We start from the raw sequence: 20,950 nt of genomic DNA, 5'->3' as shown, positions 1-20,950 counted from the left end.
CGGGCCGACGACCAGGGCGCCTTCCCGTGTCCCGGTGCGGATTCCCCCCACGGGATCCGGCCGGGCGCTTGTGAGGACACAGCGCCTGAATCGCTGATGCCATATGCGGTTGTCGAGTCGGCGGGAGGTGAGCAGAACGAGCAGAACTCGCCGCACTCCCGCCCCTGTGCGATCTGCCGGGACAACGCACGCCGGGAGGGCCGCTCAAAGCTTCCCGGTGTACGTGCCCCGGCAACGCATCTCTGGGAAAGTCCCCCAAGACATCCCCAGATGCCAGTTCGCGCCCCCCAAGACGCTCGCTGACATCGTCAACTTAGACCGTCGAAGCCCTTCGATGGTTACGTTCACATCACTGTGATCTGTGTCTCTTGCATATGTCCCGTTAGATACGCAAGTGCCCGGATACAGCGATCAAGGCCCAAGCGTAAGGATGATGCGCGAGCCTTGTGAAGAGCTTATGTGAGGCGCGCGCCGGACTCCAGGGGGGTTGTCGTTTTCGACCTCACCTAACCATCGGTAACTTCGGGGCACTTCACTCCCGGTCAGCGGAACGTCCGCAACCGCAGACTGTTCGTCACCACGAAGACCGACGAGAAGGCCATCGCCGCCCCGGCGAGCATCGGGTTCAACAGCCCGGCGGCGGCCAACGGCAGTGCCGCCACGTTGTATCCGAAGGCCCACACGAGGTTGCCCTTGATCGTGGCCAGGGTCCGCCGGGACAGCCGGATGGCGTCCGCGGCGACCCGCAGGTCCCCGCGCACGAGCGTCAGGTCGCCCGCCTCGATCGCCGCGTCGGTCCCCGTCCCCATCGCCAGGCCCAGGTCGGCGGTGGCGAGCGCCGCCGCGTCGTTGACGCCGTCGCCGACCATGGCGACGACCCGCCCCTCGGCCTGGAGGCGCCCGACGGCGTCGACCTTGTCCTCGGGCAGCACCCCGGCCACCACCTCGTCGATGCCGACCTCCGCCGCCACCGCCTCGGCCACCGCCCGGTTGTCCCCGGTCAGCAGCACCGGGGTGAGCCCCAGCGCGCGCAGCTCCCGCACCGCCTCGGCGCTGGTCTCCTTGACCGCGTCGGCGACGGCCAGCACCCCGCGCACCGCCCCGTCCCACCCGACGACGACAGCCGTGCGACCGCCCCGCTCGGCCTCGTCCCTGGCGCGGGCCACCTCCTCGGGGAGGACGTCGAAGAGCCGCCCGACGGCCACGTCCCGGCCCTCCACGCGCCCGCGTACGCCCCGCCCGGGCACGTTCTCGAAGTGCTCGGCCACCGGCAGCTCCCCGGTCCGCTCCTCGGCGCCGGCGGCCACCGCGCGGGCGACCGGGTGCTCGGAGGCGCGCTCCAGGGCGCCCGCGAGCCGCAGCAGCTGCTTCTCGTCGGTGCCCTCGGTGACGTACACCTCCTGGAGGGTCATGCGGCCGGTGGTGACCGTGCCGGTCTTGTCGAGGACGACGGTGTCGACGCGGCGGGTGTTCTCCAGCACCTCGGGGCCCTTGATGAGGATGCCGAGCTGCGCGCCGCGACCCGTGCCGACCAGCAGCGCGGTCGGGGTGGCGAGGCCGAGGGCGCACGGGCAGGCGATGATCAGGACCGCGACGGCCGCCGTGAACGCGGCGACGGTGTCACCGGTGAGTCCGAGCCAGGCGCCGAAGGTCGCGGACGCGATCAGCAGCACGACGGGGACGAAGACCGCCGCGACCCGGTCGGCCAGTCGCTGCACCTCGGCCTTGCCGTTCTGCGCGTCCTCCACCAGCTTCGCCATACGGGCGAGCCGGGTGTCCGCGCCGATCCGGGTGACCTCGACGACGAGCCGGCCGCCGGCGTTCACGGTCGCGCCCGTGACGGAGTCGCCCGGGCCGACGTCCACCGGCACCGACTCGCCGGTCAGCATCGAGACGTCCACGGCGCAGACGCCCTCGACGACGGTCCCGTCGGTGGCGATCTTCTCCCCGGGCCGTACGACGAACCGGTCCCCGACCGCCAGCCGGTCCACCGGGATCCGCACCTCACGGCCGTCGCGCAGGACGGCCACGTCCTTCGCGCCCAGCTCCATCAGCGCGCGCAGCGCGGCACCCGCGCGCCGCTTGGAACGGGCCTCCAGGTAGCGGCCGAGCAGGATGAAGGCGGTGACCCCCGCGGCGACCTCCAGGTAGATCGCGGAGGAGCCGTCCGTACGCGAGACCGTCAGTGCGAAGGGGTGCCGCATGCCGGGCATGCCCGCGTCGCCGAAGAAGAGCGCCCACAGCGACCAGCCGAACGCGGCGAGCGTGCCGACCGAGACGAGGGTGTCCATGGTGGAGGCGCCGTGCCGCAGGTTCGTCCAGGCCGACCGGTGGAAGGGCAGGGCGCCCCAGACGACGACGGGCGCGGCGAGGGTCAGCGACAGCCACTGCCAGTTGTCGAACTGCAGGGCCGGGACCATCGCGAGCAGCACGACGGGCGTCGCGAGCAGGACGGAGACGAGCAGGCGGTGCCGGAGTGCCGACAGCTCGGGGTCGGCGTCGGCCGGCGTCGCCTCCTGCCGCGCCGGGGGCGCGGGCTCCTCGGCCGTGTAGCCGGTCTTGACGACCGTCGCGATCAGGTCGGCGACCTCGATCCCCGCGGGGTGGGTGATCCGCGCCTTCTCCGTCGCGTAGTTGACGGTGGCGGTCACGCCGTCCATGCGGTTGAGCTTCTTCTCCACCCGGGCCGCGCAGGACGCGCAGGTCATGCCGCCGATGAGCAGCTCGACCTCGGCAGTCGGGGTGGTCCCGGCGGTTGTCGGCGTCGTGGCGGTGGTGCTGGGCATGTCCGTACTCCAGGGAGCGAAACGGGCCGCGTCCGACCAGTGTCACCCGGTCGGTGCGGCCCGGTGCCGAGGGGTGGGGGTGGCTCAGGCGCGGCCGGCCAGTTCGAAGCCGGCCTCGTCGACGGCGGCGCGCACGGCCTCCTCGTCGAGGGCCGCGGCGGAGACGACGGTGACCTCGCCGGTGGCGGCGACGGCCTTCACCGAGCTGACGCCGGGCAGCCCGGAGATCTCGCCGGAGACGGCCCCCTCGCAGTGGCCGCAGCTCATGCCGCTCACCTTGTAGACGGTGGTGACGGAGCCGTGGGTGTCGGTGTGGGCGGTCATGTCGTTACTCCTCGTCGAGGCGTGTGGGGCTGGGGGTCCGAGAGGGGCCTCCACTCCACCCAGGCTATACCCCTAGGGGGTACTTCTCCAAGCGTCCCCGCCGTGGCCGAGGCGGTCGCCCACCAGCGGCTCCAGGTAGCGGATCAGGACGTTCTTCAGCTCCTGGACGTACGCGTCGCGCTCGGTGCCCTCGTGGGCGAGGACCAGTTCCAGGCCCGCCTTGTACATGCCGAGGCACATGTGCGCGGTGCGGGCCAGGTCGGCGGGCGGCGCCTCGGGCAGGAACGAGGAGAGCAGACCCTCGATCCGGGCGTGCAACGTGGCGTGCAGCGCGTCGTGCTCCTCGGTGATGCGGCCGGGGATGTCGGGGCCGTGCATCAGGGCGAAGAACACCGGGTGCTCGCAGTTGAAGGCGATGAACCGGTCCACGGCGGCGCCGACCGCCTCCTTCAGCGGGGTCGCGGGGTCGACCGGGGCGAGGGCCTCGCCGTAGGTCTCGCGCATCTCGTGCATGAGGCGGTCGCCCAGCTCGATCGCGATCGCTTCCTTGTTCGGGAAGAACTGGTAGAGCGTGCCCGGGGAGACGCCGGCCTCGCGGGCGATGGCGTTCGTGCTGGCGGCGGTGTAGCCGGTGGCGCAGAACACGGACGCGGCGGCTTCGAGGAGCTGCGCGATACGGCGCTCGCCGCGGGCCTGGCGGCGGCGCGGCTGTTCCCTCTCCTGGTTCTCGATGGTCTCGGGCACGCGTTATCCCCAGCTCTCCGAACGCGATTGACAAACGCGAGAGGTCGCTCGCATTCTGGATCAGTGAAACGCGAGCGATGTCTCGTGTTTGCCAGTCTATGGCAATGGCACACCCATGCTGCCTGTCCACGACGGCATGGGCCACGGCGCATCAGGTGAAGGGGACACCGCACATGACCGAGGTCAGCAGCCCGCCGCGCGTCCGAGGCTGGACCCGCTTCGTCACCGCCCGCCCCCGGCTGTCGCTGCTCGCGGCCCTGGTGCTCACCGTGCTCGCGGTGCTGGCCGGCAGCGGGGTCGCCGACCGGCTGGGCAGCGGCGGCTGGGAGGACCCGGACGCCCAGTCCACCTATGCGACCAAGGCCCTGGAGCGAGAGTTCCCCGACTCCCAGCCGAATCTGCTGCTGCTCGTCGGCTCCGGCCGCGCCTCGGTCGACGACCCCGCGGTCGCCGCCGAGGCCTCCCGCCTCGCCGAGCGTCTGGCCGGCGAGAAGGGCGTCGTCGGCGTCGGGTCCTACTGGCGGTCCAAGGCACCCGCCCTGCGCGCCGAGGACGGTCACGAGGCGCTGATAGCCGCCCGCATCACGGGCGACGAGAAGACGATGGGCGAGACCCTCGACCGCATCGCCCCCTCCTACCGGGGCACCCACGGCCCGGTGGAGGTCAGGGTCGGCGGCATCGTCGCCGTGCGGCACGAGATGCAGACGACCATCCAGGAGGACCTCACCCGCGCCGAGATCATCGCCCTGCCGGTCACCCTGGTGCTGCTGGTGATGGTCTTCGGCAGCGCGGTCGCCGCCCTGCTGCCGCTCGGCATCGGCATCGTCGCCATCCTGGGCACGAACGCGGTCCTCCGCGGTCTCGCCGAGTTCACCGACGTCTCCATCTTCGCGATGAACCTCACCACGGCCCTGGGCCTCGGTCTGGCCATCGACTACGCCCTGTTCATCGTCCGCCGCTTCCGCGAGGAACTCACCGGCGGAGCCGAGCCGTTGACCGCCATCGCCACCACCCTGCGCACGGCGGGCCGTACGGTGCTGTTCTCCGCGCTGACGGTGGCGGTGTCCCTGGCGGCGATGCTCCTCTTCCCCCAGTACTTCCTGCGGTCCTTCGCCTACGCCGGCATAGCGGTGGTCCTGCTGGCCGCCGCGGCCGCGCTCATCCTGCTCCCGGCGGCCCTGATCCTGCTCGGGCACCGGGTCGACGCCCTCGATCTGCGCCGCCTGTTCCGCGGGAGCCGGCCGACGAAGGAGGCGGGAACCGCCTGGGCGCGCACGGCGACCCTGGTGATGCGCCGGGCGCCCTTCTTCGCCCTCGGGACGACGGCCGTCCTCGTCCTCCTCGGACTGCCCTTCCTGGGCGTGAGGTTCGGCACCGCCGACGACCGTCAGCTGCCCTCCTCGGCCGAGTCCCACGTCGTGCAGCAGCACATCAGGGACGGCTTCCCGGGCAGCCTGGGCGGCGGCCTCGAGGTCCTCGCCGAGGGGAGGGCGACCCCGGCGCAGTACGCCGCCTACAAGGAGCGCGTCGCCGCCCTGCCCGAAGTGGTCCGGGTCGACGGCCCGCTGGTGAAGGGCGACGCGGCGTACTTCACGGTGCTGCCCAAGGGCGAGCCCGTCGACGACGCCGCCCAGCGCCTGGTCGGCGACCTGCGTGCCACCGAGGCACCCTTCGACACCAAGGTGACCGGCGCGGCGGCCGTCCTGGTCGACTCCAAGGACGCGATCGCCGCACAACTCCCGTGGGCGGCCGCCTTCATCGCGATCGTCACGCTGTTCCTGGTCTTCCTCCTGACCGGGAGCGTGCTGATACCGATCCAGGCGGTGCTGCTCAACGCGCTCAGTCTGACGGCGATGTTCGGCGCGGTCGTCTGGGTCTTCCAGGACGGCCACCTCTCCGGCCTGCTCGGCTTCACCAGCACCGGCTCCATCGAGACGACCCTGCCGGTCCTGATGTTCTGCGTGGCCTTCGGCCTCTCCATGGACTACGGCGTGTTCCTGCTCTCCCGCATCAAGGAGGAGTACGACCGCGGGAGTGCTTCCCACGCCCTCGAGGCGGTGGGGGACGACGACCACGAACGGGCGGTGCGCCTCGGCCTGCAGCGCACGGGCGGTCTGATCACCGCGGCGGCCGTCATCCTGGCCGTGGTGATGGTCGCGATAGGCACCTCCCGCGTGACCAACACCAAGATGCTCGGCCTGGGCATCGCGCTGGCGGTCCTGATGGACGCGATGGTGGTCCGCAGCCTCCTGGTCCCGGCGATCATGCGGCTCACCGGGAGGGCCACCTGGTGGGCGCCGGCGCCCCTGCGCAGGTTCCACGCCCGCTTCGGCCTCAGCGAGGCGGAGCGGCCGGCCCCGGCCGGCGAACCGGGACGCGAGCGCGACACGGTGGGGGCGCGGAGCTAGCGTTCGCGGTGGTCCTGGGCATCGCCGGTGACATCCGCGATCGCCGATGACCTGTGATCCGCGGTGGACGAAGGGGAGGGCGAAGGCACATGCGTGCTGTGGTGTTCGAGCGGTACGGGGAGCCGGCCGAGGTGCGGGAGGTGGCGGACCCGCGGCCCGCGGAGCACGGGGTGGTGGTGCGCGTCGAGGCCACCGGCCTGTGCCGCAGCGACTGGCACGGCTGGATGGGCCACGACCCGGACATCACCCTGCCGCACGTCCCCGGCCACGAACTCGCCGGAGTGGTGGAGGAGACGGGCGGCCGGGTCACCCGCTGGAAGCAGGGCGACCGGGTCACCGTGCCCTTCGTGTGCGGCTGCGGCAGCTGCCCGTCCTGCGCGGCCGGCCACCACCAGGTGTGCGAGCGGCAGACCCAGCCCGGCTTCACGCACTGGGGTTCCTTCGCCCAGTACGTGGCGCTGGACCACGCCGACGTGAACCTGGTCGCGATCCCCGACGACCTCTCCGGCGCCACCGCCGCCTCCCTCGGCTGCCGGTTCGCCACGGCGTTCCGGGCGGTCGTGCAGCAGGGCCGGGTCGCGGCGGGGGAGTGGGTGGCGGTGCACGGCTGCGGCGGGGTGGGCCTGTCGGCGGTGATGATCGCGGCCGCCTCGGGAGCGCGGGTCGTCGCCGTCGACGTGTCGCCGCGCGCCCTGGAGCTGGCGCGGACGTTCGGCGCCGCGGAGGGCGTGGACGCGCGGAACACCCCCGACACCGCGGCGGCGGTCCGCGACCTGACCGGCGGCGGCGCCCACCTCTCCCTCGACGCCCTCGGCTCGCCCGCCACCTGCGCCGCCTCGGTGAACGGCCTGCGTCGCCGCGGCCGGCACGTCCAGGTCGGCCTGCTGCCCTCGGCGGACGGCACCACCCCCGTCCCGCTGGCCCGCGCCATCGCCCTGGAACTCGAACTCCTCGGCAGCCACGGCATGGCGGCCCACACCTACCCCGAGATGCTGGAGCTGGTCCGGGCGGGCGTGCTGCGCCCCGACCTGCTGGTGACGTCGACGATCGGGCTCGACGCGGTACCGGACGCGCTGGCGGCGATGGGGACGGCGCCGGGGACGGGGGTGACGGTCATCGAGCCGTGGGCGTGAGGGCGGCCCACCCGGGGGTCAGTCGGGTCTGCGGCCGCGGTTGCCCGGCCGGCACGCCACCCAGGCGCGGACGGTGTCGGCGTACCAGAAGCGTCTGCCGCCCTCGACGCGGTCGGGTGGAGGCAGCAGCCCGTGCTTGCGGTAGGACCGCACGGTGTCCGGCTGCACCTTGATGTGTGCCGCGATCTCGTTGTAGGACCACAGCCTTCGGTCGGTCATGAGTCCGCCTCCCTGTGCGCGCGGGCGGCGGCCGGGAAGCCGCCCGGGGACCCGGCGCAGCGCTGGTGATCACCCAGCAGTGCCCCGTCAACGTCGCGAGGTGGCCATGCGACAGCGGCTGTGGAACGGGTGTGACGCGGGAACCGGGTTCCCGCGACATGGGTGACAGGAGGGGATCGTTTGTGACAGAGGTGACGCAGAGACGACCGCGGGCCGGTGGGTGGGGCGAGTTGACAGAGGCCGTCAGCCGCCCACTCGCCACACCCGTTGAAAGATCAGGTACCCGGCGGTTCCGCAGGCGTCCCGCCCCACCCCCGCGGGGCTACGCCCCGCAGGACCGCAGGAACGCCCGGGTCCGCCGAGCGATCGGCAGCGGCTTGTCCGGCTCGCACGGGTACATGTCCTGCTCCACGATCGCGAACAGGTCGACGTCCAGCTTCTGCGCGGCCTCCAGCACGGGCCCCAGCTCCGGCACCCCGGACGGCGGCTCGCACATCACGCCCTGGGCGACCGCCGGCCCGAACGGGGTCCCGTTCGCCCGCACGTCCGCGAGGATCTCAGGGTCCACCTGCTTGAGGTGCAGGTACCCGATCCGCTCCCCGTACGTCTCGATCAGCTTGACGCTGTCGCCGCCGCAGTACGCGTAGTGCCCGGTGTCCAGGCACAGCGACACCAGGTCGGAGTCCGTGCCGTCCAGGAAGCGGGCGACGTTCTCCTCGCTGTCGATGTGGGTGTCGGCATGCGGGTGGACGACGATCCGCAGGCCGTACCGCTCGCGCACCTCCCGCCCCAGCCGCTCGGTGAGCGAGGTGAGATCGCGCCACTGCCCGGGGGTGAGCGTGTCCGGCTCGAGCACCTCGCCGGTCTTGTCGTCCCGCCAGAAGGACGGGATGACCACCAGATGGCGGGCGCCCATCGCCTGCGCCAGCGCCGCGTTGTCCGCGACGTGCGCCCAGGTCTTCTCCCAGACCGCCGCACCGTGGTGCAGCCCCGTGAAGACCGTGCCCGCCGACACCTTCAGGCCCCGTTTCGCCGTCTCCTCGGTGAGGACGGCCGGGTCGGTCGGCAGGTACCCGTAGGGACCGAGCTCGATCCACTCGTAGCCGGAGAGCGCCACCTCGTCGAGGAAGCGCTGCCACGGCACCTGCTGCGGGTCGTCCGGAAACCAGACGCCCCAGCTGTCGGGGGCCGAGCCGATCCGGATCCGGGAGAGTGAGGACTCAGGTGACAACGACGTCATGGGCGTCAGCGTGCGGGCTCCCGGGAGGCGTGTCAAGGGCTGGTCCGAATGTCTGGACAAAACATTGACAGGGCCCGCCGCTCGGGACTACAAAGCCGTGGAGAGCCGATACGGGGACGTCCACGGGCCGTTCACGGGACGAGCCGACACGAAGGGAACTCGATGGCGTACGACCTGATCACCATGGGGCGGATCGGAGTGGACCTCTATCCGCTGCAGACGGGCGTGCCGCTCCCGCAGGTCACGTCCTTCGGGAAGTTCCTGGGAGGCTCCGCGACCAACGTGGCCGTCGCCGCGGCCCGCCTCGGCCGGCACACCGCGGTGATCACCCGCACCGGCGACGACCCCTTCGGCACCTATCTGCACGAGGCCCTGCGCGGCTTCGGCGTCGACGACCGCTGGGTGACCCCGGTCCCGGGCCTGCCGACCCCCGTCACCTTCTGCGAGGTCTTCCCGCCGGACGACTTCCCGCTGTACTTCTACCGGCAGCCCAAGGCGCCCGACCTGGAGATCGACGCCCACGACCTCGACCTCGACGCCATCCGCGAGACCCGCGTCTTCTGGGTCACCGGCACCGGCCTGAGCGAGGAGCCGAGCCGTACGGCGACGCTGGCGGCCCTCGCCCACCGCGCCAGGGCCGGCACCACCGTCTTCGACCTCGACTGGCGCCCCATGTTCTGGACCGACCCGGACGCGGCCCGCCCCTTCTACGCCGAGGCGCTGAAGCACACCACCGTCGCGGTGGGCAACCTCGACGAGGTGGAGGTCGCCACCGGAGTGCGCGAGCCGCACGCCGCCGCCCGCGCCCTCCTCGCCGCCGGGGTCGAACTCGCCGTCGTCAAGCAGGGCCCCAAGGGGGTGCTGGCCGTCCACGCCAACGGCGAGTCGGCCGAGGTCCCCCCGCTCCCGGTGACCGTCCTCAACGGCCTCGGCGCCGGAGACGCCTTCGGCGGCTCCCTCTGCCACGGCCTGCTCGCGGGCTGGGACCTGGAGAGGACCATGCGCCACGCCAACGCCGCCGGCGCCATCGTCGCCTCCCGCCTGGAGTGCTCCTCGGCCATGCCGACCCCGGACGAGGTCGAGGCGGCACTCACGGCAGGAGCCGTCCGGTGACCGTCGACATCGCGGAACTCGTGCACACCCGCACCCACCACCCCGAGGCGATCGCCGAGGCCGCCGCCCGCCGCGCCCGCCGGCCCCTGCTGGGCGCGAGCGGCCGGCTGATGATCGTCGCGGCCGACCACCCGGCCCGTGGCGCGCTCGGCGTCGGCGACCGCAAACTGGCCATGGCCAACCGCGCCGACCTGCTCGAACGCCTCTGCCTGGCGCTGTCCCGGCCCGGCGTCGACGGTGTCCTCGCGACCGCCGACATCCTCGACGACCTCCTCCTGCTCGGCGCCCTCGACGGCAAGGTCGTCATGGGCTCCATGAACCGCGGCGGCCTCCAGGGCGCCAGCTTCGAACTCGACGACCGCTTCACCGGCCACCGCGCCCAGGACATCGAGCGCCTCGGTTTCGACGCGGGCAAGCTGCTCCTCCGCATCGACTACGACGACCCGGGCTCCCTCACCACGCTGGAGTCCACCGCCCGCGCGATCGACGACATGGCCGCGCGTCGGCTCCCCGTCTTCGTCGAGCCGTTCATCTCCCGCCGTACGGACGGGGGCAAGGTGATCAACGACCTGTCCGCCGAGGCCGTCACCCGGTCCATCGCCATCGCCTCCGGACTGGGCGGCAGTTCGGCCTACACCTGGCTGAAGGTGCCGGTCACCGCCAACCCCGACGACATGGCCCAGGTCATGGAGACCTCCACGCTCCCTGCCGTGCTGCTCGGCGGGGAGGTCGGCGACGACCAGGACGGGGCGTACGAGAAGTGGCGGGGCGCGCTGCAACTGCCCACCGTGCGCGGACTGGTGGTCGGCCGTTCGCTGCTGTACCCGGCGGACGGGGACGTGACCGCCGCCGTGGACACCGCCGTAGGACTGCTGTGAGGGCCGCATGAGCAACGACCTGTACATCCCGCGCGGTACCACCGCCGACGCCGACCACGTGCTCGCCATCGACCCCGAGCGGGCCGGCTGGACCCACAGCAGTCTGCGGATCGTCGAGCTGGCACCCGGTGGCACGCATGCCTTCACCACCGGGGACAGCGAATGGATCGTGCTTCCGCTGGAAGGCGGATGTACCGTGCAAACAGCGGATGAAGAGTTCCAACTCCTGGGCAGGGACAGCGTTTTCGCGTCGGTCACCGACTTCGCGTACGTTCCCCGGGACGCCCGGGCACAGATCGCCTCCGGCGCGGGAGGCCGCTTCGCCCTGGCAGGAGCGAAGTGCGAGCGACGACTCCCCGCCCGCTACGGCCCCGCGCCGGAGGTCCCCGTCGAGGAACGCGGCAGCGGCGGCTGCGCCCGCCTGGTCCGCAACTTCGCCTCCGCCGACGCCTTCGACTGCGACAAGCTGATCGCCGTCGAGGTGATCACCCCCGGCGGCAACTGGTCCTCGTACCCGCCGCACAAGCACGACGAGCACCGGCCCGGCGAGGAGGCGGAGCTGGAGGAGATCTACTACTTCGAGATCGACGGACCGAACGGTTTCGGGTACCAGCGCGTATCCCCTTCGCGCGAGGGCGGATCCGACGTCCTCGCCGAGGTCCGTTCCGGCGACGCCGTGCTCGTCCCCGACGGCTGGCACGGCCCGTCGATCGCCCAGCCCGGCCACGCCATGTACTACCTGAACGTCATGGCCGGTCCGGGCGAGACGCGGGAATGGCGGATCTGCTTCCACCCAGAGCACACGGAGGGGTACCGATGACCTCAACGACGAGGCTGACGGTCGCACAGGCGCTGGTCCGCTTCCTCGCCGCCCAGTACACCGAACGCGACGGCGTACGGCAGCGGCTGATCGGCGCCACCTGGGGCATCTTCGGCCACGGCAACGTCGCCGGCCTCGGCCAGGCGCTCGTCGAGTACGCCGACGTGATGCCGTACCACCAGGGCCGCAACGAGCAGTCGATGGTCCACGCGGCCGTCGGCTACGCCCGCCAGTCCAACCGCCTGTCCACCCACGCGGTGACGACGTCGATCGGCCCCGGCGCGACGAACCTGGTCACCGGCGCGGCCCTCGCCACGATCAACCACCTCCCGGTCCTCCTCCTGCCCGGCGACATCTTCGCCACCCGCCCGGCGGACCCGGTCCTCCAGCAGCTCGAAGTCCCCTACGCGGGCGACGTGTCCGTCAACGACTGCCTGCGCCCGGTGTCGAGGTACTTCGACCGCGTCACCCGCCCGGAGGCCCTCGTCCCGGCCGCCCTCCAGGCGATGCGCGTGCTGACGGACCCGGTGGAGACGGGCGCGGTCACCCTCGCCCTGCCCCAGGACGTCCAGGCCGAGGCCCACGACTGGCCGGACGAGTTCTTCGCCGAGCGCACCTGGGTGGTACGCCGCCCGGGCGCCGACCCGACCGAACTCACCGAGGCGGTCCGCGCGATCCGGGCCGCCAGGCGCCCGCTGGTCGTCGCGGGCGGCGGTGTCCACCACAGCCGCGCCGAGGAGGCCCTCGCCGAGTTCGCCGAGGCCACCGGCATCCCGGTCGCCTCCACCCAGGCCGGCAAGGGCTCCCTGCGCTACGACCACCCCCAGGACGTCGGCGGCGTCGGCCACACCGGCACGGCGACGGCCGACGAACTGGCCCGCACCGCCGACCTGGTGATCGGCGTGGGGACGCGGTACACCGACTTCACGACGGCCTCGAACACCCTGTTCGCGGGAGAGGGCGTCCGCTTCCTCAACCTCAACATCGCCGCCTTCGACGGCCACAAGCTCGCCGGCCTCCCGCTCGTCGCGGACGCCCGCAGCGGCCTGACGGAACTGACCCAGGCCCTGGAACTCCACGGCCACCGGGTCGCGGACCAGTACGTCACCGAGTACTCCGAGGACAAGGAGCGCTGGGAGCAGCGCGTCGACGCCTGCTACGAGGCCGACGAGCCCGACCTACGTCCCACGCAGCCGCAGGTGCTGGGCGCGCTGGACGCGATCGTCGACGAGACGGACGTGATCATCAACGCGGCCGGCTCGCTCCCCGGCGACCTGCACAAGCTCTGGCGGGCGCGCTCGCGGGACCAGTACCACCTGGAGTACGGCTACTCCTGCATGGGCTACGAGATCCCGGCCGCGCTCGGCGTGAAGCTGGCGGCGCCCGACCGGCCCGTGTGGGCGCTGGTCGGCGACGGCACCTACCTGATGATGCCGACGGAGATCGTGACCGCCGTGCAGGAGGGCGTCGCGATCAAGATCCTGCTGGTGCAGAACCACGGGTACGCGTCCATCGGCGGGCTGTCGGAGGAGACCGGTGGTGAGCGGTACGGCACCGCCTACCGCTACCGGTCCGACGACGGCACGTTCACCGGCGCCCCGCTCCCCGTCGACCTGGCCGCCAACGCGGCGAGCCTCGGTATGCGCGTGCTGCGCGCGAAGACCGTCCGCGACCTGCGCGCGGCCCTCGCCGAGGCCCGGGCCGCCGACACTCCCACATGTGTCTACGTCGAGACCCAAACGGCAGACACAGTGTCGGGCCCGCCTCCGGCGCAGGCCTGGTGGGATGTACCCGTGGCCGAGACCGCGACCCGTCCGTCGGCGGTCAAGGCCCGTGAGCTGTACGAACGGCACGTCTCCACCCGACGCCGCCATCTGTGAAGGAGCACTCGGTCATGACGAAGATCGTCAACCACTGGATCGGCGGCAAGGCCGTCGAAGGCGCGTCGGGCACGTTCGGGCCGGTCACCGACCCGGCGACCGGCGCGGTCACCACGAAGGTCGCGTTCGCGACGGTCGACGAGGTCGACGCCGCGGTCGCCGCCGCCAAGGACGCCTACGCCACCTGGGGCCAGTCCTCGCTGGCCCAGCGCACCTCGATCCTCTTCAGGTTCCGCGCGCTGCTGGACGCCCACCGCGACGAGATCGCCGAGCTGATCACCGCCGAGCACGGCAAGGTGCACTCGGACGCGCTCGGCGAGGTCGCGCGCGGCCTGGAGATCGTCGACCTGGCCTGCGGCATCAACGTGCAGCTGAAGGGCGAGCTGTCGACGCAGGTCGCGAGCCGGGTGGACGTGTCGTCGATCCGGCAGCCGCTGGGCGTCGTCGCCGGCATCACGCCGTTCAACTTCCCGGCGATGGTGCCGATGTGGATGTTCCCGATGGCCATCGCCTGCGGCAACACCTTCGTGCTGAAGCCGTCCGAGAAGGACCCGTCGGCCTCGCTGAAGCTCGCCGAGCTGCTGGCCGAGGCCGGTCTGCCGGACGGCGTCTTCAACGTCGTCCACGGCGACAAGGTGGCCGTCGACCGCCTGCTGGAGCACCCGGACGTCAAGGCCGTCTCCTTCGTCGGCTCGACCCCGATCGCCCGCTACATCCACACCACCGCCTCCGCCAACGGCAAGCGCGTGCAGGCCCTGGGCGGCGCCAAGAACCACATGCTGGTCCTGCCGGACGCCGACCTGGACGCGGCCGCGGACGCCGCGGTGTCCGCCGCCTACGGCTCGGCGGGCGAGCGCTGCATGGCCATCTCGGCCGTCGTGGCGGTCGGCGCCGTCGGCGACGAGCTGGTGGAGAAGATCCGCGAGCGCGCCGAGAAGATCAAGATCGGCCCCGGCAACGACCCGACGTCCGAGATGGGCCCGCTGATCACGAAGGTCCACCGCGACAAGGTGGCGTCCTACGTCGAGGGCGCGGCGGCCGAGGGCTGCGAGGTCGTCCTGGACGGCACCGGCTACACGGTGGAGGGCTTCGAGGACGGCCACTGGATCGGCATCTCGCTCCTCGACAAGGTGCCCACGTCGGCGAAGGCCTACCAGGACGAGATCTTCGGCCCGGTCCTGTGCGTGCTCCGCGTGGACACGTACGACGAAGGCGTGGCGCTGATCAACAGCTCGCCCTTCGGCAACGGCACCGCGATCTTCACCCGGGACGGCGGCGCCGCCCGCCGCTTCCAGCTGGAGATCGAGGCCGGCATGGTCGGCGTGAACGTCCCGATCCCGGTCCCCGTCGGCTACCACAGCTTCGGCGGCTGGAAGGACTCCCTCTTCGGCGACCACCACATCTACGGCAACGACGGCACGCACTTCTACACCCGCGGCAAGGTCGTCACCACCCGCTGGCCCGACCCGGCCGACGCCCCGGCAGGCGTCGACCTGGGCTTCCCGCGCAACCACTGAGCGACCCCCCCGTACGGCGCCCCGCTCACCCTTGGGGAAGAGCGGGGCGCCGCCCTGTCCACTGAGCGCCGGCCTCCTTGAGCCGGCGTACTCCAGACCCTGTAGTGGGCGCCGTCCCCCAGGAGTACGTGCCGTCCATGGTGAGGGAGTGGACCCCACACAGGCAGCGGTGTACCTCGGCTTCACCCGTTCCCGCCCCTTGCTGTGAATCGCCGGTGCGGCCGAACCTGGCGACCGGCACCGACACGTCCGCATGGCGAACGGCCTCACGTTTTTCCTGCGCCCGCCCTGCGGTTCCCGCACGCCCCAACGAAGCGGAACCGCCTACGGAAAACTGCTGTAAACGTCACTCCGGGCGCCTCTTACCTACGGATTCCGTAGTGAAACACCTATTGACGTGCTGCTTTTCGTCGGGGTTCCATGCAGCGCCGGGAGCGGACGAAGAGACCGTACCGCGAACCGCCGGAGGCGATAGCGCTCCCGACCTCACCCTCTGCCGCACGAGTCGATCGGAACCGCCGCATGACCGACACGCTCCGCCCTGTCGAGACCGCCCTCCCCCAGCCGCCCGACAGCCCCCAGAAGCTGAAGCGCTCCATCGGTGTCGTCGGCGGCACCCTCCTCACCCTCTCGTGCGTGACCCCCGCCTCCACGCTCTTCGTGGTCGTCCCCGACCTGTTCGGCTCGCTCGGCACCGCGACCGCCCTCACGATCGCCGTCGGCTCCCTCCTCTGTATCGCCGTGGCCTTCTGCTACTCCGAGCTGGGCACCCTCATCCCCAGCGCGGGCGGTGAGTACGCCATGGTGTCGACGATGGCCGGACGCCTCGCGGGCTGGCTGGTCTTCGTCCTCTCGCTCCTGGTCGTGATGATCGTCCCGCCGGTGATCGCGATGGGCACGGCCGACTACCTGGCCCCGATCGTCCACCTCGACCCGTCGGTCGCCGGCGCCGGCGTCATGCTGCTGGCCACCCTCGCCGGCCTGCTCGACCTGCGGGCCAACGCCTGGATCACCGGCGTCTTCCTGGTCCTGGAAGTCGTCGCCGCGGCCGTCGTCGCGGTGCTCGGCTTCGCACACGCCGAACGCGGCCCCGGCAGCCTGCTGTCGATGGAGGTCGCCGGCGCCGACGGCCACGCGGACACCGTCACCGCCCTGCTGATCGTCTCCGGCCTCGCCATCGCCCTCTTCGTCACCCAGGGCTTCTCCACCGCCGTCTACCTCTCGGAGGAGATGGAGAACCCCCGCCGCAACGTCGCCCGCACCGTCCTCACCACCCTCGCCATCTCCGCCGTGATCATCCTGGTCCCGGTCATCGCCATCACCCTCGGAGCCTCCGACCTCGCCGAACTGACCGGCGGCGACATCGGCACCATGGTCATCGCCTGGTCGAACACCGCCGTCGGTACCTTCGTCAGCCTCTGCGTGGCCCTCGCGATCATCAACGCCGGCATCGTCATGGTCATCCAGAACTCCCGCGTCCTGTTCGCCTCGGCCCGCGACAAGGCCTGGCCCGAGCCGGTCAACGCGGCCTTCGCCAGGCTCGGCCGCTTCGGCTCCCCCTGGGTCGCCACCCTCGCCGTCGGAGTCCCCGGCGCGGCCCTGTGCTTCGTCGACCTCGACACCCTCTACGGCGTGACGGGCGTCTCCGTGACCGGCATGTACCTGCTCGTCGCGGTCGCCGCCCTGCTCTCCCGCCGCGGCACCCACCGCCACACCCCCGCCTGGCGCATGCCGCTGTGGCCCGCGTTCCCCGTCCTCCTGATCGCGGTCCTCGCCTACATCCTCACCCAGCAGGAGACCGGCCACCTGCTGTGGACCGGCGGCATCACCGCCGCTGCCACCCTCTACTGGCTGCTCTACCTCCGCCCCCGCCGCGCCACCCGCTGGCTGGTGTCGATCCCGGAGGACGCGCGCGCCTGACGTACCGCGTCCGCGGTACACGACCACGGCCCCGTACGCCCCGGGGAGGTCGGACAGCTCGGTCTCCGGTCGACATCTTCACGACAGGTTGACCCCGTACCGTTGACGCATGGATCTTCGACTGCCCGGACTGCGGCGGCCGCGACGGATCATGGCCGCCGTGGCCGCCGTCGCCGTGCTCGCCGGCGCGGGGACATGGACGGCCGTCGCCTCCGACGAGCCGGCCCCGGTGCACCGCGCCGACCGGGTCATGGCCGTGGACGGGGTGCGCCTGGACACCTCGTACTTCACCTCCGGCTCGGACGGCCGCCGCCCCGCCGTCCTCCTGGCCCACGGCTTCGGCGGCTCCAAGAACGACGTCCGGCAACAGGCCGAGGACCTGGCCCGCGACGGATACGCGGTGCTGACCTGGTCGGCGCGCGGCTTCGGCAGGTCGACCGGGAAGATCGGAATCAACGACCCGAAGGGCGAGGTCGCCGACGTCTCGCAGCTCATCGACTGGCTGGCGAAGCAGCCCCAGGTCCAGCTGGACAAGGCGGGCGACCCGCGCGTGGGCATGGCCGGCGCCTCCTACGGCGGCGCGATCTCCCTGCTCGGCGCGGGCCACGACGACCGGGTCGACGCCATCGCCCCGGCGATCACGTACTGGAACCTCGCGGACGCCCTCTTCCCCGACGGCGTCTTCAAGAAGCTGTGGACCGGCATCTTCTTCAACACCGGTGGCGGCTGCGCCAAGTTCGAGCCGACGCTGTGCGCGATGTACGAGCGGGTCGCCGCATCCGGCACACCCGACGCCGCCGCCCGCGAGCTGCTGGAAGAGCGCTCGCCGTCCGCCGTCGCCGACCGCATCAAGGTGCCCACCCTGCTCGTGCAGGGCCAGAGCGACTCCCTCTTCACCCTCGCCCAGTCCGACGCGGCCGAGAAGGCGATCCGCGCCAACGGCGCCCCCGTCGACGTCGACTGGATCGCGGGCGGCCACGACGGCGGCGACATGGAGACCGGCCGTGTCCAGGCCCGCGTGACCTCCTGGTTCGACCGCTACCTCAAGGACGACAAGGCCGCCGACACCGGGCCGGCCTTCCGGGTCACCCGCACCGGAGGCGTCGACTCCACCGACGGGGCCGCCCAACTGCGCGGCGCGAGCGACGACACCTACCCGGGCCTGGACAGCGGCGACCGCTCGATCGCCCTGACCGGCCGCGAACAGACCGTCACCAACCCGCCCGGCGCCACCCCGCCCGCCGTCTCCGCCCTGCCCGGCCTCGGCGGCGCCGGCGGCCTCGCCCAGCTGTCCTCCCTCGGCGTCGGCGTCTCCCTCGACTTCCCCGGCCAGTTCGCCGCGTTCCAGTCGGCGCCGGTCACCGACGACCTGCGGATCACCGGCTCCCCGACCGCCACCGTCCACGTGAAGTCGACGAGCGACGACGCCGTCCTCTTCGGCAAGGTCTACGACGTCGGCCCGGACGGCACCCAGCAGGTGCTGCCCTCCCAGCTCGTCGCCCCGATCCGCGTCGAGGGCGCCCAGGCCGGCAAGGACGTGACGATCACGCTCCCGGCGATCGACCACGAGGTCGACGAGGGCCACCGCCTGCGACTGGTCCTCGCCTCCACCGACCTCGGCTACGCCTCCCCGGCCGCCCCGGCGACGTACACCGTCTCCCTCAAGGGCGACCTGACGGTGCCCACCGCCCCCGGCGTGAGCACCGCGGCCGCGCCGCTGCCGTCCTGGGTGTGGTGGCTGCCCCTCACCGGCGCGCTGATCGCCCTGGCCCTGCTGGCCACGGCCCGCCGCCGCACCGCCACGCCCGCCCCCGACCCGGCACTGGCCGACGTCCCGCTCCAGATCACCGACCTGAGCAAGCGGTACGCCGGGTCCGCCGACCGGTACGCCGTCAAGGAACTCTCCTTCCGCGTGGAGAAGGGCCAGGTACTGGGCCTCCTCGGCCCGAACGGCGCGGGCAAGACGACGACCCTCCGCATGCTGATGGGCCTCATCAGGCCCGACGGCGGCGAGATCCGCGTCTTCGGCCACGCCATCCGCCCCGGCGCACCCGTCCTCTCCCGGGTCGGCGCCTTCGTCGAGGGCGCCGGCTTCCTGCCGCACCTCTCCGGCCGGGACAACCTGGAGCTGTACTGGCGGGCCACCGGCCGCCCGCCCGAGGACGCCCACCTCGACGAGGCGCTGGAGATCGCCGGCCTCGGCGACGCCCTCGCCCGCGCGGTGCGCACCTACTCGCAGGGCATGCGCCAGCGCCTCGCCATCGCCCAGGCCATGCTCGGCCTGCCGGACCTGCTCATCCTCGACGAGCCGACCAACGGCCTGGACCCGCCCCAGATCCGCGAGATGCGCGAGGTGATGATCCGGTACGCGGCCGCCGGCCGCACGGTGATCGTCTCCAGCCACCTGCTCGCGGAGGTCGAGCAGTCCTGCACCCACCTCGTGGTCATGGACCGCGGCCGGCTGGTGCAGGCGGGCCCGGTCGGCGAGATCGTCGGCTCCGGCGACACCCTCCTCGTCGGCACCGCCACGCCGGTGGAGGGGCCGGTCGCCGAGAAGGTGGCCGCGCTGCCGGGCGTCGCCTCGGCGATCCGCACCGAGGACGGCCTCCTGGTCCGCCTGGACACCGACGGCACCGCCCAACGCCTGATCGCGGACCTGATCCGACTCGACGTGCCCGTCCAGGCGGTGGGCCCCCACCGCCGTCTGGAAGACGCCTTCCTCACCCTGATCGGAGGCTCCGCATGAGCACGCGCACCGAGCACACCGCGCACGCCGAGCCCGTCGAGACCGCCTCCGGCTACCGGCCGTCCCACACCCTGCCGCTGCGCGTCGAGCTGGTCCGCCAGCTCAAGCGCCGCCGCACCCTGGTCATGGCCGGCATCCTCGCCGCCCTGCCGTTCGTCCTGGTCGTCGCCTTCGCGATCGGCGGCGAGCCGGGCGGCCGCAACGACCGGGTGACGCTGATGGACACGGCGACCGCCTCGGGCGCCAACTTCGCCGCGGTCAACCTGTTCGTCTCGGCCGGCTTCCTGCTGGTGATCCCGGTCGCCCTGTTCTGCGGGGACACGGTGGCCTCGGAGGCCGGCTGGTCCTCCCTGCGCTACCTCCTCGCCGCGCCCGTGCCCCGGGCCCGGCTGCTGTGGTCCAAGCTCGTCGTCGGACTCGGCCTCAGCCTGGCCGCGATGGTCCTGCTGCCGGTCGTCGCCCTCGCCGTCGGCACCGCTGCCTACGGCTGGGGCCCGCTCCAGCTCCCCACCGGCGGCGCGCTCGACTCGGGCACCGCCGCCCAACGGCTCGTCGTAGTCGTGGCGTACATCTTCGTCTCCCAACTGGTCACCGCCGGGCTGGCGTTCTGGCTGTCGACGAAGACGGACGCCCCGCTCGGCGCGGTCGGCGGCGCGGTCGGCCTGACCATCGTCGGCAATGTCCTCGACGCCGTCACGGCCCTCGGCGACTGGCGCGACTTCCTGCCCGCGCACTGGCAGTTCGCCTGGGCCGACGCCGTTCAGCCCACCCCGGAGTGGTCCGGCATGATCCAGGGCACCGCCGTGTCGGTCACCTACGCGCTGGTGCTGTTCGCCCTGGCCTTCCGGGGTTTCGCCCGCAAGGACGTGGTGTCGTAGGTCGAACGGAGGATCACACGGACGATGGAGCGATACGAGCCGTACCGGACATGACGGCTGCGCGGCGCGCCGCTCGCACGCACGCCCCATCCGAGACAGGGGGCTCGACCGCGACCGTAAGTACCCTTCGCGGCAGCCAACGCAGGGCGACATCTCACCTTCGCCCTCCACGTCGTCCTACGGCTATGCCCGGCGCACTCGCAGGGATACGTGTCGGCGAACATCGACGGCGGGAACAGTGCCCCCCGGTACTCGGCCAAAAAAGCGAACCGGGATCAACTCCCGACAGGTCTCCCACCCCCCGCATGCCTACAAGACGGGCCCCAGCCCTGCCGGGCCGGGGC

General features: G+C 72.2%; 15 protein-coding genes. 10 read left to right on the top strand and 5 right to left on the bottom strand.

The genetic code is table 11. The features are described 5' to 3' along the window. Positions 1-542: 542 nt before the first annotated feature. From ACF1A1_RS19165 to ACF1A1_RS19155, 3 genes are all read right to left on the bottom strand, one after another. Positions 543-2,786: a heavy metal translocating P-type ATPase gene (locus ACF1A1_RS19165; protein WP_392001208.1), complete on the bottom strand. Its 2,244-nt coding sequence runs from the start codon at positions 2,784-2,786 to the stop codon at positions 543-545. An 84-nt stretch (positions 2,787-2,870) separates the two neighbouring features. Continuing rightward, complete coding sequence (locus ACF1A1_RS19160; protein WP_392001206.1) at positions 2,871-3,110, bottom strand: heavy-metal-associated domain-containing protein; 240 nt, start codon at positions 3,108-3,110, stop codon at positions 2,871-2,873. 72 nt (positions 3,111-3,182) lie between these two features. Then, the gene (locus ACF1A1_RS19155; RefSeq protein ID WP_392001204.1) at positions 3,183-3,854 is read right to left on the bottom strand and encodes a TetR/AcrR family transcriptional regulator; all 672 of its coding nucleotides are present in this window, start codon (positions 3,852-3,854) and stop codon (positions 3,183-3,185) included. Positions 3,855-4,027: 173 nt separating this feature from the next. Here ACF1A1_RS19155 and ACF1A1_RS19150 point away from each other — a divergent pair, with 173 nt between their 5' ends. Together ACF1A1_RS19150 and ACF1A1_RS19145 are read left to right on the top strand one after the other, a co-directional pair. Next, on the top strand, positions 4,028-6,262 hold the full coding sequence (locus tag ACF1A1_RS19150; RefSeq protein ID WP_392001202.1) for an MMPL family transporter: 2,235 nt from the start codon (positions 4,028-4,030) through the stop codon (positions 6,260-6,262). Positions 6,263-6,351: 89 nt separating this feature from the next. Next, positions 6,352-7,395, top strand: coding sequence for a zinc-dependent alcohol dehydrogenase family protein (locus ACF1A1_RS19145; protein WP_392001200.1), 1,044 nt, complete (start codon positions 6,352-6,354; stop codon positions 7,393-7,395). An 18-nt stretch (positions 7,396-7,413) separates the two neighbouring features. Here the strand turns inward: ACF1A1_RS19145 and ACF1A1_RS19140 are convergent, their stop codons facing one another. Continuing rightward, positions 7,414-7,614 (bottom strand): MerR family DNA-binding transcriptional regulator, encoded by a 201-nt coding sequence (locus ACF1A1_RS19140; RefSeq protein ID WP_392001198.1) that lies wholly within the window; start codon positions 7,612-7,614, stop codon positions 7,414-7,416. A 322-nt stretch (positions 7,615-7,936) separates the two neighbouring features. After that, on the bottom strand, positions 7,937-8,854 hold the full coding sequence (locus ACF1A1_RS19135) for a sugar phosphate isomerase/epimerase family protein (protein WP_392001196.1): 918 nt from the start codon (positions 8,852-8,854) through the stop codon (positions 7,937-7,939). A gap of 162 nt (positions 8,855-9,016) precedes the next feature. On the opposite strand from ACF1A1_RS19135, the gene iolC reads away from it, so the two are divergent. The 8 genes from iolC to ACF1A1_RS19095 all read left to right on the top strand — a co-directional run bounded on the left by iolC (position 9,017) and on the right by ACF1A1_RS19095 (position 20,606). Continuing rightward, positions 9,017-9,967: a 5-dehydro-2-deoxygluconokinase gene (gene iolC, locus ACF1A1_RS19130; RefSeq protein WP_392001194.1), complete on the top strand. Its 951-nt coding sequence runs from the start codon at positions 9,017-9,019 to the stop codon at positions 9,965-9,967. Then, positions 9,964-10,845, top strand: coding sequence for a deoxyribose-phosphate aldolase (locus ACF1A1_RS19125; protein ID WP_392001192.1), 882 nt, complete (start codon positions 9,964-9,966; stop codon positions 10,843-10,845). Before iolC ends, ACF1A1_RS19125 begins: the two co-directional genes overlap by 4 nt. Before the next feature lie 7 nt (positions 10,846-10,852). Beyond that, a complete protein-coding gene (iolB, locus tag ACF1A1_RS19120) occupies positions 10,853-11,665 on the top strand; it encodes a 5-deoxy-glucuronate isomerase (protein ID WP_392001191.1) in 813 nt (270 codons plus the stop codon). After that, positions 11,662-13,545 (top strand): 3D-(3,5/4)-trihydroxycyclohexane-1,2-dione acylhydrolase (decyclizing), encoded by a 1,884-nt coding sequence (gene iolD / locus ACF1A1_RS19115; RefSeq protein WP_392001189.1) that lies wholly within the window; start codon positions 11,662-11,664, stop codon positions 13,543-13,545. Before iolB ends, iolD begins: the two co-directional genes overlap by 4 nt. A 14-nt stretch (positions 13,546-13,559) precedes the next feature. Continuing rightward, entirely contained in the window at positions 13,560-15,062 is a 1,503-nt protein-coding gene (gene mmsA / locus ACF1A1_RS19110; RefSeq protein WP_392001188.1) for a CoA-acylating methylmalonate-semialdehyde dehydrogenase, read from the top strand. 522 nt (positions 15,063-15,584) lie between these two features. Beyond that, positions 15,585-16,982: an APC family permease gene (locus tag ACF1A1_RS19105; protein ID WP_392001187.1), complete on the top strand. Its 1,398-nt coding sequence runs from the start codon at positions 15,585-15,587 to the stop codon at positions 16,980-16,982. Positions 16,983-17,091: 109 nt separating this feature from the next. Further along, a complete protein-coding gene (locus ACF1A1_RS19100) occupies positions 17,092-19,728 on the top strand; it encodes a CocE/NonD family hydrolase (protein WP_392001186.1) in 2,637 nt (878 codons plus the stop codon). Next, positions 19,725-20,606, top strand: coding sequence for an ABC transporter permease (locus tag ACF1A1_RS19095; protein ID WP_392001184.1), 882 nt, complete (start codon positions 19,725-19,727; stop codon positions 20,604-20,606). The genes ACF1A1_RS19100 and ACF1A1_RS19095 overlap by 4 nt, the downstream gene beginning before the upstream one ends. The last annotated feature ends 344 nt before the right edge of the window (positions 20,607-20,950 follow it).

The sequence above is a fragment of the Streptomyces sp. NPDC014995 genome (assembly GCF_043080745.1).
Classification (GTDB): Bacteria; Actinomycetota; Actinomycetes; order Streptomycetales; family Streptomycetaceae; genus Streptomyces.
Note: the sequence above shows the minus strand (reverse complement) of the source record. Positions and strands in the feature narration are given on the sequence as shown.

What these genes read in the sequence shown, in the direction of transcription:
- mmsA (WP_392001188.1), top strand. Translation starts at nt 13,560, where the DNA reads ATGACGAAGATCGTCAACCACTGGATCGGCGGCAAGGCCGTCGAAGGC.
- iolD (WP_392001189.1), top strand. Translation starts at nt 11,662, where the DNA reads ATGACCTCAACGACGAGGCTGACGGTCGCACAGGCGCTGGTCCGCTTC.
- ACF1A1_RS19095 (WP_392001184.1), top strand. Translation starts at nt 19,725, where the DNA reads ATGAGCACGCGCACCGAGCACACCGCGCACGCCGAGCCCGTCGAGACC.
- ACF1A1_RS19160 (WP_392001206.1), bottom strand. Translation starts at nt 3,110, where the DNA reads ATGACCGCCCACACCGACACCCACGGCTCCGTCACCACCGTCTACAAG.
- ACF1A1_RS19165 (WP_392001208.1), bottom strand. Translation starts at nt 2,786, where the DNA reads ATGCCCAGCACCACCGCCACGACGCCGACAACCGCCGGGACCACCCCG.
- ACF1A1_RS19140 (WP_392001198.1), bottom strand. Translation starts at nt 7,614, where the DNA reads ATGACCGACCGAAGGCTGTGGTCCTACAACGAGATCGCGGCACACATC.
- ACF1A1_RS19100 (WP_392001186.1), top strand. Translation starts at nt 17,092, where the DNA reads ATGGATCTTCGACTGCCCGGACTGCGGCGGCCGCGACGGATCATGGCC.
- ACF1A1_RS19135 (WP_392001196.1), bottom strand. Translation starts at nt 8,854, where the DNA reads ATGACGTCGTTGTCACCTGAGTCCTCACTCTCCCGGATCCGGATCGGC.
- iolB (WP_392001191.1), top strand. Translation starts at nt 10,853, where the DNA reads ATGAGCAACGACCTGTACATCCCGCGCGGTACCACCGCCGACGCCGAC.
- ACF1A1_RS19150 (WP_392001202.1), top strand. Translation starts at nt 4,028, where the DNA reads ATGACCGAGGTCAGCAGCCCGCCGCGCGTCCGAGGCTGGACCCGCTTC.
- ACF1A1_RS19145 (WP_392001200.1), top strand. Translation starts at nt 6,352, where the DNA reads ATGCGTGCTGTGGTGTTCGAGCGGTACGGGGAGCCGGCCGAGGTGCGG.
- ACF1A1_RS19105 (WP_392001187.1), top strand. Translation starts at nt 15,585, where the DNA reads ATGACCGACACGCTCCGCCCTGTCGAGACCGCCCTCCCCCAGCCGCCC.
- iolC (WP_392001194.1), top strand. Translation starts at nt 9,017, where the DNA reads ATGGCGTACGACCTGATCACCATGGGGCGGATCGGAGTGGACCTCTAT.